The sequence below is a fragment of the Mesorhizobium sp. AA23 genome (genome assembly GCF_001672435.1).
Lineage (GTDB): Bacteria > Pseudomonadota > Alphaproteobacteria > Rhizobiales > Rhizobiaceae > Mesorhizobium.
In genome coordinates, this window is the sequence record NZ_LYTP01000023.1 from 355,919 (window position 1) to 380,531 (window position 24,613).

A 24,613-nucleotide genomic window follows, 5' to 3' on the forward strand; every position below is an offset into this window, starting at 1 on the left:
CATGGATTTCCTGGTCAGGTTTTGGGGCGTGCGCGGCAGCATTTCGGTATCGGGACCAGAATTCTCTCGCTATGGCGGCAACACGAGCTGCATTGAGATGCGATGCGGCAAGCATATGCTTCTGTTCGACGCCGGCTCTGGCCTAGGGCTTGCCGGCAGAGCGTTTCGGGCCTCGGGCGTGACCGATTTCGAGCTGTTTTTCACCCATTGCCATTACGATCACATCATCGGGCTGCCGGCTTTCAAACCGATCTATGACCGGAGCGTCAAGGTCAGGCTTTGGTCCGGCCATCTTGCGGGACGCATGACGACCCGTCAGATGGTCGATGAATTCATGCGGCCGCCGTGGTTTCCGGCCAAGCTCGACATCTGCAAGGCAAGCATCGACTGCCGCGATTTCGTATCCGGAGACGTTCTAAGGCCGCGCGAAGGAGTGGTCGTCCGGACCGGCAGTCTCAACCATCCGGGAGGCTGCATAGGTTACCGCGTCGAATGGGGCGGCCGCGTCGTGGCGGTGATCACAGACACTGAGCACGAGCCGGGTAAGCTCGATCAGGCGGTGCTCGACCTGATCGAAGACGCCGACCTCGTCATCTACGATTGCACCTACACCGAGGACGAAATGGAAGACCGCCGTGGCAACGGGCACTCGACATGGCAGCAGGGCGTCAAACTCTGTGAGGCAGCCGGTGCCCGAGGGCTTGGGCTGTTCCACCACGATCCGACACGCACCGACGACCAATTGGACGAGATCGAGAAACTGGCCAAAGCCAGGTTTGCCGGCGCTTTTGCCGCGCGGGACGGCCAGACGCTCAAATTTCCAGTCTCATTGCACAAAAAGCGCTGAGCTATTTTGCTCTATCTTATTGTTTTGACGCAATTCCGGAGGAAAATCGCTCACACTTTTCCTGGAATTGCTCTACCGCCGCTACGCCCGATCAATGTCCGGATCGGAAGCCATGCGCAGGCTTCAGTCTGTGCGGCGACTGTGAACAGCCGTTCGAGAAAAAGCCAGGCCGATTCATCGTGGACGAGATGATGGGTGAGCAGGCCGACCGGTTCGCCACCGTCGAAGGCATGCTGCAATTGCGCAATGATGGCCTGAACCAATGGCCCATGATCGCGACAGCCGCGCGTGCCATGCCAATCGATGATGTCGACATTGCTGTTGATGACCGGCACTGAGGCCGGCTTCGGCGGCCCAAAGACCGACAATGCCGCAAATCCTACCGATCCAAGCTCCGATACCAAGCCGGCGTCGATTCTGTTCCAGGGTGGCACCAGCATCGGAACGGCACGCGCGCCGTGCAGCCCGGTTAGGCGCGACAGCCCGCGAGCCATATCATCGAGCACCGCCTGGCGTGGCCGATGCGCGCCGAGTTCCTGCTTTTTCTGGTCCTGCGGCGCATAGTTTCGGTGCGCCCAGCCATGGATGGCGACCGAGGCATGCGGCGCCTCGTCAAGCCGGACGACAAGCCTCTCGTCAGTCAGCGCCGGAATGACGGCCAGAGTGAGCGGAACCTCGAATGCGCGGGTGAGTTCCAGCAGCCGATCAAGCGCAGCCGTCGGATCCACAGCGTCGTCGTCGCGCAACCAGAACTCCGCCTTGCGGTCCGCCCGTCGCCAGCACGCCAGTTCTTCCACCAAGGGCTGCCAGATCTGATCGACTGTCATGCAACCGCGATCTTCGCAAGAAGTTCGGAAAGACGCGCCGCTGCAGTAGCGAGGGAGCGTTCTTCGAGGATGAAACGTCTGGCGTTGCCGGCCATGACGGTTCTTTCCTCGCCACGGACCAGAAGCCTTTCGATGGCAGACGTGAACGCCGCCACATCGCCCGGCGGGGTGAGAAATCCGGTCTGGCCATCCCGCACGACCTCCGGCACGCCGGCGATGTCCTGCGCCACCACCGGAAGCCCGGCGGCCTGTGCTTCAAGGTAGGCAACGCCATAAGCTTCGCCGCAACCCGGCCAGACGTAAATCCCTCCACTGTAGAGGACATCCGGCACGGCGGCTGGCTCGATCGCGCCAAGCCATTCGATCCGGTCGGCGGGCAGGCCGGCGAATTGCGCTTTGACCTCGTCACGGGCAGGCCCGTCCCCGACGACCGACATGGTCCAGGGCAGGTGGCCGATCGGAGCGAGGGCGTGCGCGAGCATGCGATAGCTATCGACCTTGTCGCCCGGTCGCATCATGGCGACGGTAACGAGACGCGTCGGACAACCACGCGCCGGCAGTTCCCGGAATACCGATGTGTCGATGAAGGGCGAAAGCATGCCGAAAACGGCGTCTGGAAGAGCGTCTGTCAGTCCCCGACGATCCCTTTGCGTGAAGCAGATGTTCAGCGCCGCCTGTTCGACAGCTCGCGCCACCAAGGCTTGCATATCGGCCCAAAAACCGACGTTGCGCCGCCTCGAATAGGAGGCTTCCGCGGTCACATAGGGGATGGCAAAGGCCGACGCCAGCTCTGGCCCGATCAGGTCGGGCGCCTTGTAATAGAGATGATAGGAGAACCAGAGGTCGGGCTTGCCGTCACGCTGCCAAAGCTCTGTCAGCCGCGCGACTTCCTCTCGGGCTTCGACCTTGAGCGCATCGAAACTTTTCGACTCCGGCTCGCGTTGATAGGAGCGCAGTTCGGATGCCAGATCGACGCGATGCCCTCCATGCTCCAGCGCCTTGATCAACATCCGTGCCATCTGACGGTCGCCAGAGGCAACGGCATGATTAGGCGACTTCAGCGGCGCGTAGAAGGCAACTCGCATCGCCGGAGCCTATCATTGGAAAGCCTACGCAAGTCAATTTCGAAGCATGATCGAGTTTCACCTTCAAGCAATGGAATGTGCTATTGCATGCTCATGGAAACAGCCGCAGCGTCCGACCCGTTCGTCGCTTCCTTGCCGGTGTTCGCGGAGTTCGAAAGCGTTGCCGATATCGACAACTATCGGCCGCTCCCCGATGGCTGGGCGCTGGCCACCGCCGACATCGTCGGCTCGACCAAGGCGATCGGGGCCGGGCGCTATAAAACTGTGAATATGGCCGGCGCCAGCGTCATTTCGGCGCTGCTCAATGCGCTGGGTCGGCAAGATCTTCCCTTTGTCTTCGGCGGCGACGGCGCGCTTGTGGCGTTTCCGAGTTCGGCGCTGGAGATCACGCGCAACGCCCTGGCGGCCGTCCAGCGATGGGTGGCGGACGAGTTGGCCCTGACCTTGCGTGCCGCAATCGTGCCGATAGCGGATATAAGAGCGCAAGGCCTCGACGTTCGGGTAGCGAGGTTCCGGGCCTCCGAAGCGGTGTTCTATGCCATGTTTGCCGGCGGCGGCGGCAGTTGGGCGGAAGCCGAGATGAAAGCGGGGCGCTACCTGATCGATCCTGCGCCGGCCAACGCGCGGCCGGATCTGACTGGTCTCTCCTGCCGCTGGAGCCCGATCGAAGCCCGGCATGGCGAAATCGTCTCGATCATAGCCGTTCCGGGCGCCTCGCGCGATGTGCGCGGTTTTCAGGTTCTGGCTTCCGACATCATCGCCCTTGTCGGTCGACAGGAACGTGATGGCCATCCGGTGCCGGTGAACGGGCCGGCCTACGGTTTTTCGCGCGCCGGCCTCGATCTCGAGGCCCGGGCCGTCGCGCCGGCGGGAAGGCGGTGGTTGTCGAAGCTGTGGATAGTGTTCCTGTTGTCGCTTGCGGCTGTGACCGATCGATATGGCTGGACGATCGGGAGGTTCGATCCGAAGATCTACAAACGCGACGTGGCCAGCAATTCGGATTTCCGGAAGTTCGATGACGGCTTGAAGATGACCATCGATGTAGATGCGGATTTGTTGCAGCGGATCGAGCACCGGCTGCAGCAGGCCGAAGAGGCGGGCATTTGCACCTATGGCCTGCACCGCCAGCAATCGGCGTTGATGACGTGCCTCGTCGCCTCGCCGCTGCAGCGCGATCATGTTCATTTCATCGACGGCGCCGCCGGCGGTTATGCGATGGCTGCCGCAAGCCTGAAGGCGAAGGTGTCGGCCTGACGACGGCTTGCGGAGATCCATTTTCCGCAATATGCCTCGGGGTTGTTGGGCCCACATGAGCCTCGCCGTGGAAGCGGGCAGTCTGTCCACATTGAGGAAAACAGATTTTTGGACGCCTCACGATCGACATATGACAGTCTGCTGAACCGGATTTCGACGCGCACCGCGCAAGTCGGGGTGATCGGACTGGGTTATGTCGGATTGCCGCTGGCGGTCGCGGTAGCACGCGCCGGCTTCCCGGTTTTCGGCTTCGACATTGAAGCCCAGAAGGTCGAGAATCTGAACAGCGGGCAATCCTACATCGAGGCGGTGACGTCCACTGCCCTTGCCGTCGAGGTGGCGAGCGGACGGTTTCGCGCCACTGCGGATTTTACCGAACTGGCCGCCTGCGATGTCATCGTCATCTGCGTTCCGACGCCGCTGACGAAAAACCGCGAGCCAGACCTCTCCTTTGTCAGGAACACGGCAGGCACCATCGCGAAGCATCTGCGTCTCGGCCAGTTGGTCGTGCTGGAATCGACCACCTATCCCGGCACCACCGACGACGTGATCAAGCCCATCCTGGAACAAACCGGCTTGCAGTCGAAGATAGACTTCTTCCTTGGCTTCTCGCCCGAACGCGAGGATCCCGGCAACCGCAGCTTTGAAGTCGCGACGATCCCCAAGGTCGTGGCAGGCGACGGCATTGAAGCGGCGGCGCTCGTGAAGGATTTCTACCAGGGTGTGGTCAAGACCGTCGTTCCGGTTTCCACCACCGCGACCGCCGAGGCGGTCAAGCTGACGGAAAACATCTTTCGCTCGGTCAACATAGCCCTGGTCAACGAGTTGAAGGTCGTGCTCGGTGCGATGGGCATCGACATCTGGGAGGTGATCGAGGCGGCAAAGAGCAAGCCCTTCGGCTACATGCCGTTCTATCCTGGGCCCGGACTTGGCGGGCACTGCGTCCCCATCGATCCTTTCTACCTGACGTGGAAGGCGCGCGAATACGAACTGCCGACCCGCTTCATCGAACTGGCGGCAGAGATCAACACGGCTATGCCGCGTCATGTGGTCGATGAACTGGCCAGGGCGCTGGACCGGCGTTGCGGCAAGGCGCTCAGCCGCTCGCGCATTCTCATCATTGGGCTCGCCTATAAGAAGAATGTGCCGGACATCCGCGAGAGCCCTTCATTGCGGCTCATTGAACTCATCGAGGAATGGGGCGGCAAGGCCGAATTCCACGATCCGCACGTCAGAGAAATTCCGGCGACACGGGAGCATATGCCGATCAAGGGGCGTCGGTCTGTCGAATTGAGCGAGGGGACCTTGAAGGATTTCGATGCTGTCGTCGTTGCAACCGACCACGACGCGATCGACTATCAGGCGATCGCCGATCACGCCCTTCTGATCGTCGACACGCGCAATGTTTTCGGCCGCCTCGGGCTAGCCCGAGAGACGGTGGTAAAGGCCTGATGGCGGTCTGAGCCGGCGAATTCTTTGCTCGATGTCAGGATCGTGGTTGCACTCGGCCGGCAGCGTCGACACATAATGCCGCGAGTAAATAGATACAGTTAGCCTGTCGCTCGCCCGCACGGACAGCCAGTTGCGAAGTTCTTCGCCGGCTTTTCCTGCCAAAGCTGGCTTCATTGACTTCGGGGATCTCTTCTTGGGGTCGTTGGCGGACTGTGTTGTGGGCGGATCAAAGGACAATGCCTCGTCTTCGAGGAGTTTCGAGATAGCATGAGCACAACGCAAGCAGAAATTTCCACCATTCTCATGGATAAGGTAGCCGATTGGCTGAACCAATCGGTACTTGCCGGCAACGACCTGGAAACATTGGTAAAAGGCTTTTGCGAACGGCTGGCTGCTGCCGGCCTGCCGTTGAAGCGGGTGCATTTGAGCTTTTCGATGCTTCATCCGCTTTATGATGCGCTTGGCTTCACCTGGGTTCGCGGCCGAGGCTTAGAAATCGAAAGCTTCCGCAATGAGCCCGGCGCGCCGTCCGACAGGTTCCTGACCAGCCCATACTATCATCTGCTCAGCAATAAGCTCGACCACCTGCGACGCCGGCTCGACCCGTCGCTGCCATCGGAGTTTCCTGTTTTCGATGATCTCAGGCTTATAGGCGTCACCGACTATTTGGCTTTCGTGCATTCCTTCAACGGCAACGCCAGTCAGGGCATGATGGGGTCCTGGTCCACCGACAGTGCCGCAGGGTTCAGCGACAGCATGATTTCGGCGCTGCTGCGCATCCAGAACCATCTCGCTATGGCAACCAAGATGGCGGTTCTCACCAAGCTCGCCGACAACATGATGACCACTTATCTCGGCGGCGACGCCGGCAGGCGCGTGCTTGACGGTCAGATCAAGCGCGGCGAGGGCGATACAATCCGGGCCGCGCTGGTCATGGGCGACATGCGCGGGTCGTCAAGGCTTGCCGAAACCTCCGGCCGTGAAATCTATATCGATACGCTGAACCAGTTTTTCGACGCCGTTGCTGCACCTTTCAATCGCAAAGGGGGGCAGATCATGAGTTTCATCGGGGATGGTTTCATCGCCGTTTACCCTTGCGAAAGGCATCGCTCGCAGTCCGAGATCGCCTGCCAGGCTGCTCTTGCGGCAGCGCGCAGCGCCACAGCGCGCGTGACGGATCTCAATCTGCGCAGAAAGGAAAAGGGGCTAACCGACATAAAATTTGGTATCGGCCTACATGTCGGCAATGTGATGTTCGGCAATGTCGGGCTTACCGACCGGCTCACATTCTCCGTCTTCGGCTCGGCTGTAAACGAGGTCCAGCGCCTCCAGGTACTGACCAAGAAATATCCGCACAGCATTCTCGCCAGCAAGGAATTCGCCAGCTATTGCGGCGCCAGCAACTGGCTGACGCTCGGCAGCGAGGAACTGGCTGGCATCAAGCAGAAGCTGACGGTGCTCTCACCCGATCTGTCGGGTGCTCTCGCAGTCGATGAAGACGGTGCGCTGGAGCCGGTTTATGACCGAAGATCGGACGCCGAGCAGGTCATGTTGCTTCACCGCGATGCCGCGCGGCTGTCGGCGGGCGACCCGAGCAAGCTCCAGTAACCGCCACGACCTGATCCGAAGGGCCCCAGATAGACAGTCCGCTCGCCGGTTCCGCCGCTGGCGACCGTTCCGAATCCAAGTTGCTCTAAGCTGGCAATAGGTTAGTCTCGCTTCCGAACCTGCCAGATTGGGGCTGGTGTGGAATGAATTCGGGTGTTGATCTGCTGCGGATCGAGGATGTTGGCATCTCTTTTGCCATCATCGGCGGACCGTTGCATGCCGTCAGGCGCGCAAATCTTCGCGTCCTGCCCGGCAAGGTTACCGCGCTTGTGGGCGAGTCCGGCTCCGGAAAATCGGTTCTCAGCCAGGCAGTGATGGGCATTCTGCCGGGATCAGCCCATGTTCGCGGCCGTATCCTGTTCTCCGATCCTGAAAGGCCCGGCACCACGCAAGATATCCTGAAGATGCCACGTGACGGACCCGAAATCCGGGCATTGAGAGGCAGCCGCATCGGCAAGATCTTTCAGGAGCCGATGACATCGCTGTCGCCGCTGCACACGATCGGCAACCAGGTCAGCGAATCCTTGCAGATTCATACCCCCATGGCTCGGGCGGAGCGCAAGGCGCGGACCGAGGAAATGCTCGGTCTTGTCGGCTTTCCGAGTCCCAAACGCGCCTATGATATGTATCCCTTTGAGCTTTCAGGAGGATTGCGTCAGCGCGCCATGATCGCCATGGCGCTTATCTGCCGGCCCGCCCTGTTGATCGCCGACGAGCCGACGACGGCGTTGGACGTCACCATCCAGGCGCAAATCCTACATTTGCTGCGCGGCCTTCAGACCAAGCTGAACATGGCGATGTTGCTGATCACCCACGACCTCGGCGTGGTCGCCAACGTCGCCGACGAGGTCGTGGTCATGTACCATGGCGAGATCATGGAAGCGGGACCTGTCGAGGCGATATTCCGCCGACCAGGTCACCCCTACCTGAAGGGCCTGATGGCAGCCGTTCCGCATTTCGACCTGAAGCCTGGCGAAAGGCTAAAGGCGCTGCGCGAGGTGCCGGTGAATGTCGAGAACCTGCTCGGCAAGCAGACGGCGCCGCCGTCGAAGGGGCCAGACGATATCCTGTTGTCGGTCAGGGATCTGAAAAAGACCTTCACAATCCGCAAGTCCGGATTGTTTGGCGGGGATCACCAAACCACGGTTCGCGCCGTGGGCGGCGTGAGCTTCGATATCAGGCGCGGCGAGTGCCTGGGGCTGGTCGGCGAAAGCGGCTCCGGCAAAACCACGGTCAGCAAGATCCTTATGCGGGCTATCACCCCTAGCGGCGGCTCTGTGACGTTCAACGGCCGCGATGGAGCGATCGACGTCTTGCAAGGCGAGGGAGACGCCCTGCGCATGCTGCGCGCCAAAATCCAGATGGTCTTCCAGGATCCGGTTTCATCGCTGTCACCTCGCATGACGGTGGAGAACATCCTGAGCGAGCCGCTGGAGATCCATCAACGTGGCGATGCCGCGTCCCGACTCGCCACTGTCAAAAGCCTGATGCAGGCGATCGGGCTCGATCCGCGCTTCATCAAGCGCTATCCCCACAGTTTCTCCGGCGGGCAGCGTCAGCGTATCGGCATCGCGCGCGCGTTGGCGCTGGGCCCTGAACTGCTGATCTGCGACGAGCCGGTTTCGGCGCTCGACGTCTCTGTCCAGGCGCAGATCTTGAACCTGCTGAAGGACCTGCAGAAGGAACTGGGCCTGACCTACCTGTTCATATCGCACAATCTGGCGGTGGTGGACTACATGGCAGACCGAATCGCAGTGATGTGCGGCGGGCGTATCGTCGAGCTTGCGCCACGCGAAACTCTGCTGAGGAAACCGATCCACCCCTACACGCGCTCACTCGTCGCCGCAGTACCTTTCCCCGACCTCGACAGGCCGATGGATTTCAAGACGCTGAAGCTCAGCGGCGCTTCCGACACCAGCGCATGGGGACCGCAATTCCGCGACGAGGGCGACGAGGATGTATTGTCGCCGCTCGATCTTGGTGGCGGCCACCTCGTGTTGGCCCGACGTTCGGCCGATGTCAGCGAGCTACGCCATTGATCAGCCGGCGCACCGTCCTCGGACTCATGGCTTCGGCGGTTTTGCCGGGCACATTGCACGCAGGCGATCTGGAGCCGCAATTTCTTCAGCCGCTGCTGAAGGCCCTGGCGCTGCCGGCACTCTCCGAGCGCTTGCCCAAGAACCCGCGCGTGTTGAATCTCGCTGCGATGGGGCGGCAGCCCGGCCAGTATGGCGGCACGCTGCGCACGATCATCGGCAGTCAGAAAGATATCCGGATGATGACGATCTACGGATATGCTCGCCTGGTCGGCTATGACCAAAAGCTCAACTTGCAAGCCGACATTCTTGAAAGTTTCGAGGTAGCGGACGATCGCGTCTTCACTTTCAAGATACGGGAAGGACATAAATGGTCTGACGGTAGCCTGCTGACGCCGGAGGACTTTCGCTATTGCTGGGAAGATGTCTGGCTGAACGACGAACTTTCGCAAGGCGGGCTCGCCCCGGCCCTGCTGGCCGACGGCAAGCCGCCACGCTTCGAGATCGTCGATGCGTTGACGGTCCGTTATAGTTGGGATGCGCCAAATCCCGACTTCCTGCCCAAGCTCGCGGCTGCTTCGCCGTTATCGCTTGTTCTGCCGGCCGCCTATCTCAAGCAGTTCCACAAGAAATACCAGGATCCATTCCGGCTCGCCGGCCTGATGGAGGAGAACAGGGCCAAGAAATGGACGCTCCTGCATATCCGCATGTCGCGGCAGTATCGCCCGGAGAACCCGGAACTGCCGACGCTCGATCCCTGGCGGAACCGGACCAAGCCGCCGGCTGAGCAGTTCGTCTTCGAGCGCAATCCGTTCTTTCACCGCATAGACGAGAATGGCCGGCAACTACCCTATGTTGACCGGATTGTCATGAATGTGAGCTCGTCGGCGATTATTTCCGCCAAGACCGGCGCGGGCGAGAGCGACCTGCAATGCATGGGAATTGATTTCAGCGATTACTCCTTCCTGAAGGACGCGGAGAAGCGCTACCCGGTCAAGATGCATCTCTGGAAACGCACACAGGGTTCGCGACTGGCGCTGCTGCCCAATCTGAATTGTGCCGACCAGGTCTGGCGTGGCCTTTTTCGCGACGTGCGCGTGCGTCGTGCACTTTCGCTCGCTGTGCACAGACGCGAGATCAATATGGCCGTGTTCTATGGATTGGCGCAGGAAAGTGCCGATACGGTCCTGCCGGAGAGCCCGCTCTACCGGCCCGAATTCGCGAAAGCCTGGGTCACCTACGATCCTGATCAGGCCAATGCCCTGCTCGACGAGGTCGGGCTTCAGGCGCGTGACGATGACGGCCTGCGGATACTTCCCGATGGACGCCCGGCGCAGATCGTCGTGGAAACGGCCGGCGAAAGCACGCTGGAAACCGATGCGCTCGAGCTCATCAGCGATCACTGGCGCCAGATCGGTATCGCCCTGTTCATCCGGACTTCGCAGCGCGACATCTTTCGCAGTCGCGCGCTTGGCGGCCAGATCATGATGTCGATGTGGTCGGGCATCGACAATGGCGTGCCGACCGCCGACATGAACCCGTACCAGCTGGCCCCCACCATTGACGACCAACTGCAATGGCCGCTCTGGGGTGCTCACTACTTGTCTCGTGGCAGGCTCGGCGAGGCGCCCGATCTTCCGCCTGTGGTCGAGTTGATGACCTTACTCAAGCGCTGGAACGCATCGACCGAAGCCACGGAGCGCGCTGAAATCTGGAATTCAATGCTGTCGATCTACACCGATCAGGTGTTTTCGATCGGCACGGTGAACGGAACATATCAGCCGGTTCTGGCCTCCTCGCGGCTGCGCAATCTGCCTGACAAGGCGCTCTACGGCTACGACCCGACCGCCTATTTCGGTGTCTACATGCCCGATACATTTTGGCTTGGAGAGTCCTGAGCGTGCTTCGATATATTGTCTGGCGCCTCGCCGTAATGGTTCCAACGCTGCTGATCATATCGGCGCTTGTGTTCACGATCATCGAACTTCCCCCAGGCGACTATTTCGACAGCTATGTTGCCGAGCTTCGGGCCCAGGGCGAAGCGGTGGATTCCGACCGCATCGAGATGATGCGGAAGGACTATGGTTTCGACAAGCCGCCGGTCATTCGCTACTTCTACTGGGTCGGCGGGATGCTGCACGGCGATTTCGGCTATTCCTTCGAATATGAGCTGCCGGTTCGCGACGTGATCGGGGACCGAATGTGGCTGACCGTGCTGGTTTCCTTCGTGACGATCCTCTTCACCTGGCTCATCGCCTTTCCGATCGGCATGTACTCGGCCACGCATCAATACAGCTGGGGCGACTACGGCCTGACTTTCTTCGGCCTTCTCGGCCTTGCCATCCCGAACTTCATGCTGGCGCTGATCCTGATGTATTTCGCCAATATCTGGTTCGGCACGTCCGTCGGCCATCTCATGGACCAGCAATATCTCGGCGAGCCGATGAGCTGGGCCAAGGCGAAGTCGATCCTCGCCCATCTCTGGATCCCGGTCTTGATCATCGGCACCGGGGGCACGGCAAGCATGATCCGGCGGCTGCGCGCCAATCTGCTCGATGAGCTTCACAAGCAATATGTCGTGACGGCGCGCGCCAAGGGCCTTCATCCCTTCAGGACCCTGGTCAAATACCCGCTGCGCATGGCGCTCAATTTCTTCATTTCGGACATCGGCTCTATCCTGCCGGCCATCATTTCCGGTGCCGAAATCACGGCGATCGTGCTGTCTTTGGAAACGACCGGGCCGATGCTGATCAAGGCGCTGCAAAGCCAGGACATGTATCTGGCAGGGTCGTTCCTGATGTTCCTCGCCTTCCTGACGGTCATCGGCGTGCTGATTTCCGATCTGGCGCTGGCACTGCTTGATCCACGAATTCGTTTGCAGGGCGGCAGTACCAAATGAACACGCAATCGCCACTTCCCGCCCCGGGTGCTCCGCTGCAACACTATGTTTCCATCGCGCCCTTTGACCTGCAGTCGGTCGAGGCAATGACGCCGGAGCAGTCGAAGGTCTTTCAGGCGTCGCAGTTGCGGCTGATGTGGTGGAAATTTCGACGGCACCGGCTTGCTCTTGTATCCGGCATATTCCTGGCGGTGCTCTATTTCGCGATACTGATCTGCGAGTTCCTGGCGCCCTACAATCTGCACACGCGCAACATGGACTACATCTATGCGCCGCCGCAGCGGGTGCACCTGTTCCACAACGGCCAGTTCGTCGGGCCGTTCGTCTACGGCCGCCAAATGACGCTGGATATGGACACGCTGAAGCGGAACTACATCGACCAACAGGATGATGTTCAGCGGATCCGTTTCTTCTGCAAGGGCGACAGCTACCGGTTCTGGGGCCTGATCGAAGGTGACAGGCATTTTGTCTGCCCTGCCGAAAACGGCCAGCTCTTCCTGGCCGGCACTGACAGGCTGGGGCGCGATGTGCTCTCGCGCATCATCTATGGTGCACGCATTTCACTGACGATCGGCCTCGTCGGCATCAGTTTCAGCTTCCTGCTCGGCATAGTCATCGGCGGACTGGCCGGCTATCACGGCGGCATCTTCGACCTGATCGTTCAACGGATAATCGAAGTTCTGCAATCGATCCCCAGCATTCCGCTATGGCTGGCTCTGGCGGCGATCATGCCGATAACCTGGAGTCCCATCCTGATCTATTTCGGCATCACCGTCATCCTCGGGCTGCTCGACTGGACCGGATTGGCGCGGGCCGTGCGTTCAAAGCTTTTAGCGTTGCGAGAGGAGGATTACGTTCTGGCCGCGCAATTGATGGGCGCCAGCAGCGGCCGCATTATCCGGCGGCACCTCATTCCGGGCTTCATGTCGCATCTGATCGCGACGGCGACGATCTCCATACCCGGCATGATCCTGGGCGAGACGGCGCTGAGCTTCCTCGGGCTCGGGCTGCGGGCACCGATAACCAGTTGGGGCATCCTGCTCACCGAGGCGCGCAGCGTCAGTGTGATCGCGTTTTATCCATGGCTACTTTTGCCGATCCTCCCCGTCATACTCGTCATTCTGGCGTTCAACTTCCTCGGCGACGGCTTGCGGGACGCTGCAGACCCCTACAAGTGACATCGCCAGTCCGCCGCCCGCCAAGCCGCAGACTCCACCCGGTTCGTCGGGGGCCTGTTCGGTTGTTGCTGTGTTGAACGTTCGCCTTTATATGCGGCGACGCCGGATCGGGCTAACACGTTGCTCTCGGGCTTCATCCTGGTCGCGGGCATTGCCGGTCTCTTGAGCTGGTTCAGGACACACAAACGCATATGAGTCGCCTCGAAAGTTTCATCCGCAGGCTGACCGCACAGCGCGACATTCTCGATCAAGTCTGCGCGGAGGTGGCGAAGATCGAGGGTCCCATCCTTGAACTCGGCCTCGGCAATGGCCGGACGTTCCACCATCTGCGCGAGCGTCTGCCCGGCCGACGGATCGTGGCGTTCGACCGCGCACTTGCCGCACACGCCAGCTCGATACCCGAAGCTGAAAACCTCGTGCTCGGCGAAATCCGCGAGACGGCAAGCAGGTTCATTGGCATCGAGGCCGCTCTTGTTCATGCCGACATCGGGACCGGCTATGAAGATCGCGATGCGGTGACGTCTACCTGGCTTCCGGAACTGACCGCGCGCCTGCTTCGCGTCGGCGGCATTGCGGTCAGCGGCACGCCGCTCGATCACCCGCAGTTGCAACGCCTTCCACTGCCGCCTTCGGTACCCGCCGATCGTTATTTTGTCTGCAGGCGCGTCTGAGGTCCTCAACGCCCAAGTCTTCAGGGGATCGTGTATACCGCTATCTCCCTCTCGATGCCGCGCAGCGAGACCTCGTGTGGCACGGGCGTCAGCGCGTTCCTGTGCAATAGATCGGCGGTGAGATTGTCGTCGACCACCGCGCGCGTGGCGAAGATCGCCTGTGCGTTGGCAAGATTCTGGACCCGCGAAGCAATGTTGACCGTCTGGCCGAAATAGTCCTGTCGCTCGTTCATAGACACGGCAATGCACGGGCCGGCATGGACTCCGATCTTGAGCAGCAGATCCTCGCGCCCGCTCTTCTCATTGAGCGCACGCATGGCGTCGCGCATCCTGAGGGCCGCGGCAATCGCACGATCCGGCGTCGCGAAGGTCGCCATCACCGCATCGCCGATCGTCTTCACCACCGCGCCTGCCTCCGACGCAACGATCTCGTGCAGGACCTGAAAATGCACGCGCACGAGATCGAAGGCTGAAAGATCGCCCACCCGCTCGTAAAGCTCGGTCGATCCGCGCAGGTCGGTGAACAGGAAGGTGAGGCTAGTGATCTTCAGGCGCTGGTTGATGTCGAGCGTGTCGGTGCGATAGAGATCGCGGAACGTCTGGTTGGTGAGCAGGCGCTTGGCTGTCAGGAACGGCCGGCGTTTGCCCAGGAGATCATGCAATTCCTGGCCGGCGATGAAGACCGTCGGCAGCACGCGGGTGTCGGTCCTGTTTTCCAGCGAAATGCGCAACGGGCCGGGTTGCATCTCCAGCGTCTGGTTCTGGACATGCTCGCGGTCGAAGACCAATGAGAGGCTTCGGCGCTCTCTTGTCGGTTCGCCCTTGACGTCGATGAACTGCACTGAATGGGTGACCGGCTCGAAGACGATGATGAATTCGGACGGAAGCTGTACGGGCAGAACAGCCTTTTCACCTGGCGCAAGCTCGATATCCTCCAGCGAGAACGCTTCCATCGTCTTGGCGAAATCCTCTTCCGGCAGGTCGACGCCGGACGCCCAGTAGATCTGGCGGAAATATTCCACCAACGGCAGTTCGTGTGGATTGTGGGCGGCAATCTTGCGCACGCGAGGACTGACCGTGAATGTCACCTCGACCATCTCGTCGAGGGTCGGTGAATAGCCTTCGGAACACAGCGCGCAGGTATATTCGTCCTTCTGCAGGGTTTTCAGCGTGGCGTTGCTGTCGAGCACGCCGCCACAGCCGGGGCATAGAACATTCCAGGAAATGTCGAAGAGGCCCACGCGCGCCGCATGCAGAAAGGCGCCTATGGCGCGTTCCACATCGAGGCCATGCTTGCTGGCGAAGGCTAGAGCATTGATGCGGCAAAGCTCGCGGTCCTTGCCCTCCGCGATGGTTCGCTTGATCGCATCGATTGCCCGCGGATCGACATCGGTCGATTGCCGCAGAAGCGAGAACAGATCCTGAGCTTCGTTCATCGTGCAGGCTCCGGAAGAAATGCGCCGCCGAAACGTGTTGACCGGACCGGTCCTGGTCCGACTGCGCCATTTTACTTCGAAACCGACCCTACGGCCATTCGAATAGACAAGCCGGGCGATACCTCAAGTCCGTTTGGTGGATTTTCGCCGGCCGCAACCGGCACTATGATGATCCATGGGCATTTATCTATGCGGGCTACCCGATGCCGACATCCGACAATCCGCCGTTTCCCGGCACCCTGCGCCTCTTTTCCTTGGTGGTCATTATCGTCCTGACCGTAGGCGCCGGCCTGTTCTTCGCGCCCGTGCTGGTCAAGCCGCGCTGGCCGTGGGCCGTCACCCCGTTCAATGCCCGCTTCCTTGGTGGCTTCTACACCGCCGAAATGGTCGTGATGGCGGCGCTGCTGTTCTGGAATCGCTGGTCGCCCGGCAGGCTCGTGCTCGTCATGGCGCTCATCTTCACCGTCATCGTGTCGCTGGCCTCGTTCATCAATCTTGGCTATTTCAACTTCGGACGCAAAGCGCCCTGGCTCTGGTTTCTGGTCTATCTTGGTTCGGTCGCGGTATCCGGGCTGTTCTTGTGGCGGGCCAGGGCCCGTCCTTCTGCAAAAGGCGTGACCTTAAGGCCCGCATGGCGCGGCTACATGCCGGTGGAATCGGCAATCCTTGGGGTCTATGGCGTCGGCCTCTTGCTGTTCCCCCTGACATTCGGCAGCTTCTGGCCATGGCCGGTCGATGGCTTCCACGCTCAGGTCTACAGCGCCATCTTCCTCGCGGGGGCGGGCGGCATATATGTCGTCTGGAGAAGCGCGCCGCGCGAGGAACTGCTGGTGCTGGGCTTGGCGCAGTTGCTGGTTGGCCTGCTTGCCATTGTTGGACTCGTCATCACCGACGCTGCGGTGCACCGGATCGACTGGGCGGCGATCGGGACATTGTGCTGGCTCGCCCTTTTCGCCTGGATCGGCATCAGCGGCGTCTTCAAACTCTTCGCCGCCACTCGGTATTTCAGCTCGCAATCGGCATCATAGGTTGCAGAGACGGCTGGATTTTCAGGTGACGTAGGGTGCATCGTACCGTGCCGATTGCCTTCGCCGGGAACGTTATGACCAGCACAACCTCGCCATCCCCCGAGAAAATCCAGCCGCAGCTCCGATCCGTTCGGCTAAGCGATGCGGAGGCGCTTTGCGCCATCTTCAACATGCCGGGCTTCCGCTGGGGCACGCTCAGGATGCCTTTCGAGATGGTGGAGCAGGTGGAGCGGCGCATCGCCAAGTCCGGCCAGGAAACCACCTGGATCGTTGCGGAGGTGGAGGGCAGGGTCGTCGGCCATGGCAGCCTGGTCGTGCAGGGTTCGCCGCGCCGTTCGCATATCGGCGAGATCAATATCGGTCTTGACGATGCCTTTGTCGGCAAAGGCATCGGCTCTGCCATACTTGGCGCGCTGCTCGACGTGGCCGACAATTGGCGCGCTCTGAAGCGGGTCGAATTGACCGTCTACGCCGACAACGAACCGGCCATGCGCCTCTACAAAAGCCATGGCTTCGAGGTCGAAGGTCGGCATGTGAAGGCCGGCTTTACCGACGGCCAGTACCACGACCTCCTCAGCATGGCCCGGCTGCGATTCTGAGGTCCGCTGTTCGGTCTTAACTGTTTGGCCAATCTAGCAATCCAAGCCGAGTCGGCGAACTGGCGGTTGCCGATGGAGAGCTCTGTAGGATAACTTCGTCTCACACCGTTCTGATCGAGTTGACGATCCATGTGTGGGCCGGCCGCATCCAGGAAGTCTGGTCTCCCTTGGCGTTTGCACCGCGAGGCGCCAGACGGACCAATGACCGCCGTGGCTGACCCAATCCCTGCGCCTCCAGCGGAAATTCTGGCTGTGCTGTCGCTGCTCTGCCCGGAGGTCGTGCGTGACATCGAGCAGAACTGGAACGCACCGGTTTCCGATTACGCCCGCCATCTGTGGCGGCCGGTGGCAAGGCCTGCATCGGGTCCGGCGATCGCTGCCCGCTCGATCCTGCGCGACGTGCTGCATCGGCGTCTTGGGGCGATCATGCAGCCTGAAGAGGTCGGCAAGGCCCTCGAAGCGTTCGAGCACAGACCGGTGATTCAGTCCGGCCTGCACTGTCTGCTTCTGATGGACCGGATCACCTTCGATGCCCTCCTGCTTGCCTGGCTCGGCGCGGTCGAAAGCGGGCTCTCGGCCTTCTTCTGCTTCATGGGAACGACGATGACCATGGAGACAATCGGCCGGGAGGGGCCCGGATGGCTCGATGTCGGCGACGACAAGGTCAACCTGTTTGGCATCGGACGCCACAAGCTGTGCCGCAAAAGCGCGTGCGCGGCCGGTCCCGTCTTCCTCAACAAACGCGCGCTCGAAGCGGTGGGTGATGAAACGGATGCCAGCCGCTGGCTGGGCACACTGCTTGCCAGCCGCGACAAGAGGTTTGCAACCGCGGCCGACGCGGTCACAGCCCTCAACGAGGATCTGGTCGCCAATTGGGATGGTTCCGACATGGCCCGGCCGGTTTTCATCGATGATCGGCTGGCCGCGGCCGCCATGGCTCGGCATCTGGAATATGACGGCAGCCTTCTTTCCAGGCTGCTCTTTGAGCCCGCGAGGCGCCAGCGTCTCGAACGTGCCTTGCAAGAGACCGCAGCGAGCCCATTTGGCAGGTTCTTGCCCAATGCCACAGCCTATTTCTGGGGCATCCGCGACGAGCGCGTGCGCAAGCTCGTCCTCGAGAACGGCCACCTGATCGAGCCCGACCGGCCGCATGGTCTTTCCATCCCGTTCGAGCGAACGCATCTCAAGCAGGCGCTACGGGAAGGCGTGCTGCTGCCGAACTTGTTCCTGACGTTCCTGGTTCTTGCCATATTGCCGCGGGTGCGGGTTGTGGGCGGGCTGAGACAGATTGGGTATATGGCGCTTTTCCACTCGATCCTGCTGGCGGCGCTTGACGAGAACGCGCCGGAAGAGCGCGATCTGGCTCAGGAGCTGCAGGTTCGGGGAAATGCCTGGGGCGTGCGGGTCATCGATGAAAAGATCTCGGTCCGCGAGCAGCTTGCCGGCCTGCCGCAAGGGGCGCTCTTCCCGGATCTGCTGCGGCAGTATCGCTTGCAAACACTTGCCGAGACGACCGACGACCTGAAACTGGTTCGAGAAGACGCCCGATGGCGCAAGGTCGGCCAGGCAGAGATCAAGGCGACCTGAGCTTCGCATCAGGTTTTATTCGCGGAGAGTCCATCGCGATCGGCCGCAGTTCAAGGCCTGCCTGACATGGCCTCACCTGTCATTGCACGATACCGGCCTTGCGGAGCCCGTCCACGATGAGTTCGAAATCGGCAGGGTTCTTGTAGGGCAAGACCTTGCGTCGGTAGTCCAGCGAATAGTCGGGATTGACGCGAAGCACCTCCTGCCATGCCTCGCGGGCCTCGGCGAAACGGCCCAGATGGCCGTAGCTGGCGGCCAGAAGCGCGCGCGAGACATCGGTGACAGCGTTGCGAGCCAGCCGTTGCAGCAAGAGGGCAACGGCCTCTTCGTACCTTCCGAGTTGAAACGATGCCAAAGCCTGGAAATGCAGAAGCACATCCGGAAAGTATGGATTCAAGGTCTTGCCCCGGGCGTAACTCTCGAGCGCCTGTTCGGATCTGCCCGAATAGTGCAGCGCCTCGCCGAGGATCACGTGCCCTTCGGCGAAGTTCGGATTGAGGGCTATCGCGTGCTCGGCCTCGTTGATGGCCTCATCGTGCCGTCGTGTATACAGCTTGACGATAGCCAGCGCCCAGTGCGCCCAGGGATCGCTGTCATCCAGCGTCACCGCTCGCGTTGCGGCCTCTTCCGCTTGCGCCATCGATTCCGGCGGCGACGCACTCCACCTGTTCAGGTAATCGAGCCCGTGCGTGAGAGCGAGGAAGGCGTGGGCAGAGGCAAACTTCGGGTCCAGTTCGATGGCACGTTGCAAGAGGTCGCGGGCTGCGACGTTCGTCTCATTCGTCAGCCGGTGCCACAGCTCCCGGCCCCGCAGGAAATAGTCATACGCCTGCGTGTTGCGCGCATACTCGGGCGCCAGCCGCTGACGGTCGCCCTCGGTCAGATTGAGCGCCAACGCCCCGACGATCTGCTGCGTCACGTCGTCCTGCACGGCGAATATGTCGGTCAGATCGCGGTCGAACCGCTCTGCCCAAAGATGACCGCCCGAGGTTGCATCGATGAGCTGCGCGGTGATGCGCACCCTGTTCCCCGACTTGCGTACGCTGCCCTCGAGTACATGCCGCACGCCGAGCTTCGAGCCCACCTCCTGCACATGGACGTTCTGCCCCTTGAAGGTGAACGACGAATTGCGTGCGATGACGAAGAGCTGCGACAGTTTGGACAGCGCCGTGATGATGTCCTCAGAAATGCCGTCGGCGAAGTAATCCTGTTCGGCGTCACCGCTCATGTTGGCGAACGGCAGGACGGCGATCGACAGTTTCGGCGGCGCTGCCGTCGCGGGCCGGCTTGCCGCGATTTCCGGGGTCGCGGCCGGCTTGGTCCCGGCGCTGCCGACTTGCAGCGAATAGACCCGGATCGGCTCGGCGATGTTCTTGAGCTGTGTGCTGCCGAGATCGCTGACCGAGAGGTCGAGCCGCGCCTTGACCTGGCGATAGGCATCCTCGGACAGCCAGATGGCGCCGGGCGCCGCGACGCCCTCCAAACGCGAGGCGATGTTGACGCCGTCGCCCATCAGGTCGCCGTCGCTCTCTTCGACCACATCGCCCAGATGGATGCCGATCCTGAACTCGATGCGGCGGTCCTGCGGCACGCCGGCATTGCGCTCGACCATGCCGTTCTGAACCTCAACGGCGCAGCGCACGGCATCCACCACGCTGCGGAACTCGACCAGCGCTCCATCCCCGGTGCGCTTGATTACCCGCCCGTTGTGGACTGCGATGATCGGATCGATCAGGTCGCTGCGCAGTGCCCGCAACCTCGCCAAAGTACGATCTTCGTCCGCGCTCGCGAGCCGGCTGTATCCAACCACATCTGCAGCCAGGATTGCGGCCAGCTTCCGGTTTTCGCTCATGGGCACGTGTCCTCGGCTCCATAATAGCAGGAAGGCGGAGGCTAAGAGGGAATTTTCGTGGACGACGGCTACGCAGACGCGCGAGTCGGCAGCGCTCTGCCACCGGGCCTGGACCGATCGCTCGATGCCCCATTTGCGCTGCCGCTTGCTGGCCGACGACTAACGGTTCATTCTTGCTTGAATACCCCGGCCGTGAAGTGCGTGGCGAGATCACGCCGTCATGGCTCCAGTGAGGTCTTGCTCGATGGACTGCTCGGGCTGCGGTTTCGAGGTTGAGGGCGGTTTCGCCTTCTGTCCGAAGTGTGGCAGGCGCCAGCCCGTGCCATGCGCCAGTTGCGGCTATCTGTGCGCACCTGATTTCGAGTTCTGTCCGAAATGTGGGGCAAGCGTCGGTGCGACGGCAAAAGCCGTCGAACGGCCTGCTCCGACACCGAGCCGGACCATTGTGCCGCCTTCTCGAACGCCGTCGCTGCCCGCGAACATCGAAAGCGAAGATGATGGGTTCCATCCCGTCTCTGAAGCCGATCGCAGGACGGTGACGGTCCTGTTCGCCGACCTTTGCGGCTTCACGACACTCAGCGAGCAGCTCGACCCCGAGGTGATGCAAGCGCTGCAGAACCAACTGTTCAGGGAATTGACGGCAGCCGTGCGAAACTTTGGCGGTTTCGTCGACAAATTCATCGGCGATGCATTGCTTGCCTTGTTCGGTGCGCCGGTCGCGCATGAAGACGATCCGGAACGTGCGCTTCGCGCCGCTCTCGACATGATGGCCCGGACGACGCGGCTCGGCGAAAGCGCTCCCCACTCCGGCTCGCCTCTGTTGCTCCACATCGGCATAAACACTGGTCCGGTCGTCACCGGCGGATTGGGCATCGGCACCGCCAAATCCTATTCGGTCACCGGCGATACCGTGAATACGGCGCAACGCTTGCAATCGCTGGCCGCACCTGGTGAGGTTCTGGTGGGCGAACTCACTCACAGGCTGACCCGGCATGCCTTCTCTTTCGAGCCGCTGGGCGATGTTGTGCTTCGCGGCAAAGCAGGCAGTGTGCTCGTCCATCGACTGGACGCACCGCTTGCGTTGCCGCGTGCAGCGCGTGGGCTCGAGGCGCTCGGCCTCAGCGCGCCGATCATAGGTCGTGGTGCGGAGCTCCATAGAATGCTGGCCAGCCTTGACCAGGCGTGCGGCGGTTCGGCCCAACTTGTTCGCCTCGTCGGAGAAGCCGGTATCGGGAAATCGAGGCTGGTGAAGGAGTTCGTCGCCCGCGTCGGCGACGAGGATCGTTTTCGCAACGTCGCCGTGCGGCAGGCCACATGCTCCCCGCTGGGCGAACAATCTTTTGGCGCCTTGGGCGCAGTGGTGCGCAGCGCTGCCGGGATGATGCAAAGCGATACTGGGGATGAAATGCGGGCGAAGCTCGGAGGCTTGCTGACCGACCTAGGCCTGCAGGGCGAGGAGGCGAAGCGGCTGATGCCTTTGCTCTACCATGTGCTTGGCCTTGGCGACCCCGATGCCACCTTGCAGCATGTCGAGCCCGAGCAGCTGCGGAGGCAAATTCTCTACGCAGTCCGCACGATCATCGAACGGCGGCTTGCGTTGTCGCCGCTGTTGATTGTCGTCGAAGATCTGCACTGGGCCGACGCCGTGTCGCTCGAGGCGCTGCGTTTCGTGATGGACAGGTTGGAACGCACGCGGTTGATGTTGCTGGTCACGCATCGTCCGGCGCCGGACAACGACCAGCTCGACTCAAGTCGGGTCAGTCACACAGCGCTCAGGCTTTCGCCGCTCAACACTGATGACGGACGCGGGCTGCTGGCGGCGCTGTTCGGTGAGAGCTGGGTAAAGTCCGCAGGCGGGCTTGTCGACCAGATCCTCGAGCGCGCCGGCGGCAACCCGCTTTTTATAGAGGAGATCGTTCGCGGCCTGATCGATCGCGGCGTGCTGGTGCGCGAGGGCCAGCGATGGCGGACTGCGCCAGGCGAAGTCGCAACCGGCATTCCCGCCACTATCCAGGCAATGCTGCTTGCCCGGGTCGACCGGCTGCCCCAGGAGGTGCGCCGGTTGGCCCAGGAAGCCGCGGTGATCGGCCCGCGCTTCGATGCCACACTTTTGAAAGCCGTGACAGCCGAACCCGGCCGCTTGGAAGCCGGCTGCGAACTGCTTTGCGATGCCGAAATCATCGAGGAGGTCGCCGGATCAGGCTCGATCTCGTCGCCAAGCTACCGCTTTACGCAAACGTTGCTGCAGGACGTGATCTACCAGAATCTGCTGTTGCAACGCCGGACCGATATCCACGGGCGGGTCGGTGCCGCCTTGGAGCAGCTGTGTGGCGACAAGCCGGAACGGCTCGAGGATTTGACCGTGCTCGGTCATCATTTCGCGCAAAGCGCGGAGCGGGAGAAAGGCGCGCATTACTTGCAGGCGGCGGGCGATCGCGCTCGCATGATATACGCCAACGACGACGCCCTTCGTTTCTACGAGCGAGCGTTGACTGCGTTGAGCGCGATCGGGCAAACGCCGCTCAAACTGGCAATCGCGGAGCGCATTGCCGATTTGAGCGGCCCGGTAGGCCGCCGCGAGGTCGCGCACCAGCACTACGAAACGGTGCTGCAGGCATATCGGGAGTCAGGCAATCGTGTCGCGTCGGCACGAGTTTTGCGCAAGATCGGTCGGCTGCTCTGGGACGTCGGCAAGCGGGACAACGCAGAATCCCGCTATGCGGAAGCCGCAGCGCTGCTCGAAGGAGCGGATGCCCCGATCGAGCAGGCGCAGCTGTGGCAAGAACGTGGCCGACAGGCGTTCCGTAGCGGAGATCACGCTCGCGCAGCAAAATGGGCAGACGCGGCGCTGGATGGCGTACGCACTCTGACAACGGAGCATGTCTCCGAGGAAGGGCGTGACGCCACTCTTGTGACCGCCGAGGCGCTCAACACCAAGGCTGTCGCGCTGGCTCGCCTTGGGCGAAACCTTGAAGCGGTACGCCAGATCGAGCGTAGCATTGAATTGGCCGAAGCCGCCGGCCTGCTGGGCACGGCCTGCCGCGGCTACACCAATCTCGGCGTGCTTTACACGACCATCGATCCGGCACAGGCGATAAAGGTCTGTCGGCGCGGTCTTGAAGCGGCGCGCCATATTGGTGATTTGGGCTTTCAGGCGCGCCTCCTCGCGAACCTGGCGGTTGCTTGTTGTACTTTCACGGATCGTTGCCCAACGGAGGGCGTGCCTGCTGCCGAGAAGGCCATCGAGATCGACCGGGCACTCGACCAGCGCGAGCACCTGCCGGTGCCGTTGATCGTGCTTGCGCAGATCCACCAGTGCAACGGTCGTCCGGAACTGGCGGTTGGCTTGTTCCACGAAGCACTGGACGTAGCGCGCGAAACGAGTGAACCCCAACTGCTGTTTCCGTGCTATGATGGTCTGGCAACGCTTAATCTCGACCTCGACAATCTGGCCGAGGCCGAACGCTACTTTTCCCTGGCGCAGGGTATATGCGCCCAGCACGGGCTAGACCCGGAAGCGCTTGTGGTGCTGCCTTTTCTCGACTAGCCGGGTGGGAGGTTGAACAATGTCCGCGCGTATTGACTTGGTACCGCTTCAGCCAGGCGATCGTGCGCCGAACGTGGTGCTCGACGCCATAACCCAGGAAGGCAAGATCGCGCTTGACGACTTCCGCGGACAAAAACCGGTGCTGGTTGGCCTGTTTCGAGGTCTGCATTGTGCGTTTTGCCGACGCCATATCGCCGCCCAGGCGCGGCTTGATCCGGAACTGCGCGAAAAGGGGGTGGAAAGCCTGACGGTGGTCAACACGCCGATCGAACGGGCTCGTCTCTATTTCCGCTACCACCCGATGCCGAATCTGCTTGCGGCTTCGGACCCTGAACGCGCTTCGCATCGTGCTTTTGGACTGCCCAATCTTGAATTTACCCAGGACGACACGAACTGGCCGTACAAGGTCTCGATGGCAGCGGCAAAGGATATGCGGGTCGACATACCAGGCGAGTTGCCCGCTCCCATGGATCCTTTTGCGGCCAGCGAATTCCTCGACAAGAAGGACCAGTACGAAGTGACCGAGGCCGACCAGCAGATGATGGCAACGGGACACGGACAACTGATCGGTCAATTCCTGCTGGACCGGCAGGGGGTGGTCCGCTGGAGCTTCACGGAGGTTCCAGAGGGTGGGCGATACATGTTTGGGGCGCCAAACCCGCAGGAGCTGATGTCAGCCGTGTCCCAGGTCGTTCAATAGACTTGCG

The 24,613-nt window shown here is 61.5% G+C and carries 18 protein-coding genes; 14 read left to right on the forward strand and 4 right to left on the reverse strand.

The genetic code is table 11. The annotated features are described in order from the left end of the window. Position 1: 1 nt before the first annotated feature. On the forward strand, positions 2-847 hold the full coding sequence (locus tag A9K66_RS18365; protein ID WP_067326303.1) for an MBL fold metallo-hydrolase: 846 nt from the start codon (positions 2-4) through the stop codon (positions 845-847). Between the two features lie 50 nt (positions 848-897). On the opposite strand, the gene A9K66_RS18370 is transcribed toward A9K66_RS18365, so the two are convergent. Both A9K66_RS18370 and A9K66_RS18375 read right to left on the reverse strand, forming a co-directional pair. Continuing rightward, positions 898-1,674 (reverse strand): polysaccharide deacetylase family protein, encoded by a 777-nt coding sequence (locus tag A9K66_RS18370; protein WP_067326306.1) that lies wholly within the window; start codon positions 1,672-1,674, stop codon positions 898-900. Then, the gene (locus tag A9K66_RS18375) at positions 1,671-2,759 is read right to left on the reverse strand and encodes a glycosyltransferase family 4 protein (RefSeq protein WP_067326309.1); all 1,089 of its coding nucleotides are present in this window, start codon (positions 2,757-2,759) and stop codon (positions 1,671-1,673) included. The genes A9K66_RS18370 and A9K66_RS18375 overlap by 4 nt, the downstream gene beginning before the upstream one ends. Before the next feature lie 75 nt (positions 2,760-2,834). On the opposite strand from A9K66_RS18375, the gene A9K66_RS18380 reads away from it, so the two are divergent. From A9K66_RS18380 to A9K66_RS18415, 8 genes are all read left to right on the forward strand, one after another. Further along, positions 2,835-4,013 (forward strand): DUF3095 domain-containing protein, encoded by a 1,179-nt coding sequence (locus A9K66_RS18380; RefSeq protein ID WP_067326312.1) that lies wholly within the window; start codon positions 2,835-2,837, stop codon positions 4,011-4,013. A gap of 108 nt (positions 4,014-4,121) precedes the next feature. Continuing rightward, positions 4,122-5,465, forward strand: coding sequence for a nucleotide sugar dehydrogenase (locus A9K66_RS18385; protein ID WP_067326315.1), 1,344 nt, complete (start codon positions 4,122-4,124; stop codon positions 5,463-5,465). A gap of 267 nt (positions 5,466-5,732) precedes the next feature. Then, positions 5,733-7,073: an adenylate/guanylate cyclase domain-containing protein gene (locus A9K66_RS18390; RefSeq protein ID WP_067326319.1), complete on the forward strand. Its 1,341-nt coding sequence runs from the start codon at positions 5,733-5,735 to the stop codon at positions 7,071-7,073. Between the two features lie 143 nt (positions 7,074-7,216). Next, positions 7,217-9,112 (forward strand): ABC transporter ATP-binding protein, encoded by a 1,896-nt coding sequence (locus A9K66_RS18395; RefSeq protein ID WP_067326322.1) that lies wholly within the window; start codon positions 7,217-7,219, stop codon positions 9,110-9,112. Beyond that, complete coding sequence (locus A9K66_RS18400; RefSeq protein ID WP_067326326.1) at positions 9,109-11,007, forward strand: ABC transporter substrate-binding protein; 1,899 nt, start codon at positions 9,109-9,111, stop codon at positions 11,005-11,007. Before A9K66_RS18395 ends, A9K66_RS18400 begins: the two co-directional genes overlap by 4 nt. Positions 11,008-11,009: 2 nt before the next feature. Beyond that, positions 11,010-12,008, forward strand: a complete 999-nt coding sequence (locus tag A9K66_RS18405; protein ID WP_066994096.1) for an ABC transporter permease — start codon at positions 11,010-11,012, stop codon at positions 12,006-12,008. After that, entirely contained in the window at positions 12,005-13,186 is a 1,182-nt protein-coding gene (locus tag A9K66_RS18410) for an ABC transporter permease (protein WP_066994099.1), read from the forward strand. Before A9K66_RS18405 ends, A9K66_RS18410 begins: the two co-directional genes overlap by 4 nt. 191 nt (positions 13,187-13,377) lie before the next feature. Further along, the gene (locus A9K66_RS18415; RefSeq protein WP_067326330.1) at positions 13,378-13,857 is read left to right on the forward strand and encodes a class I SAM-dependent methyltransferase; all 480 of its coding nucleotides are present in this window, start codon (positions 13,378-13,380) and stop codon (positions 13,855-13,857) included. A gap of 20 nt (positions 13,858-13,877) precedes the next feature. Here A9K66_RS18415 and A9K66_RS18420 read toward each other — a convergent pair whose 3' ends face one another. Further along, positions 13,878-15,293 carry an adenylate/guanylate cyclase domain-containing protein gene (locus tag A9K66_RS18420; RefSeq protein ID WP_067326333.1) on the reverse strand — a complete coding sequence of 472 codons (1,416 nt, stop codon included), beginning with the start codon at positions 15,291-15,293 and terminating at the stop codon, positions 13,878-13,880. Between the two features lie 203 nt (positions 15,294-15,496). On the opposite strand from A9K66_RS18420, the gene A9K66_RS18425 reads away from it, so the two are divergent. From A9K66_RS18425 to A9K66_RS18435, 3 genes are all read left to right on the forward strand, one after another. Beyond that, the gene (locus tag A9K66_RS18425) at positions 15,497-16,321 is read left to right on the forward strand and encodes a hypothetical protein (RefSeq protein ID WP_067326336.1); all 825 of its coding nucleotides are present in this window, start codon (positions 15,497-15,499) and stop codon (positions 16,319-16,321) included. A 74-nt stretch (positions 16,322-16,395) separates the two neighbouring features. After that, positions 16,396-16,920 (forward strand): GNAT family N-acetyltransferase, encoded by a 525-nt coding sequence (locus A9K66_RS18430; protein WP_067326339.1) that lies wholly within the window; start codon positions 16,396-16,398, stop codon positions 16,918-16,920. A 201-nt stretch (positions 16,921-17,121) separates the two neighbouring features. Further along, positions 17,122-18,507, forward strand: coding sequence for a hypothetical protein (locus A9K66_RS18435; protein WP_067326342.1), 1,386 nt, complete (start codon positions 17,122-17,124; stop codon positions 18,505-18,507). 79 nt (positions 18,508-18,586) lie between these two features. On the opposite strand, the gene A9K66_RS18440 is transcribed toward A9K66_RS18435, so the two are convergent. Then, positions 18,587-20,359, reverse strand: coding sequence for an adenylate/guanylate cyclase domain-containing protein (locus A9K66_RS18440; RefSeq protein ID WP_067326345.1), 1,773 nt, complete (start codon positions 20,357-20,359; stop codon positions 18,587-18,589). A 244-nt stretch (positions 20,360-20,603) separates the two neighbouring features. On the opposite strand from A9K66_RS18440, the gene A9K66_RS18445 reads away from it, so the two are divergent. Both A9K66_RS18445 and A9K66_RS18450 read left to right on the forward strand, forming a co-directional pair. Further along, positions 20,604-23,906, forward strand: coding sequence for an adenylate/guanylate cyclase domain-containing protein (locus A9K66_RS18445; protein WP_067326348.1), 3,303 nt, complete (start codon positions 20,604-20,606; stop codon positions 23,904-23,906). Between the two features lie 19 nt (positions 23,907-23,925). Beyond that, on the forward strand, positions 23,926-24,606 hold the full coding sequence (locus A9K66_RS18450) for a redoxin domain-containing protein (RefSeq protein ID WP_067326351.1): 681 nt from the start codon (positions 23,926-23,928) through the stop codon (positions 24,604-24,606). The last annotated feature ends 7 nt before the right edge of the window (positions 24,607-24,613 follow it).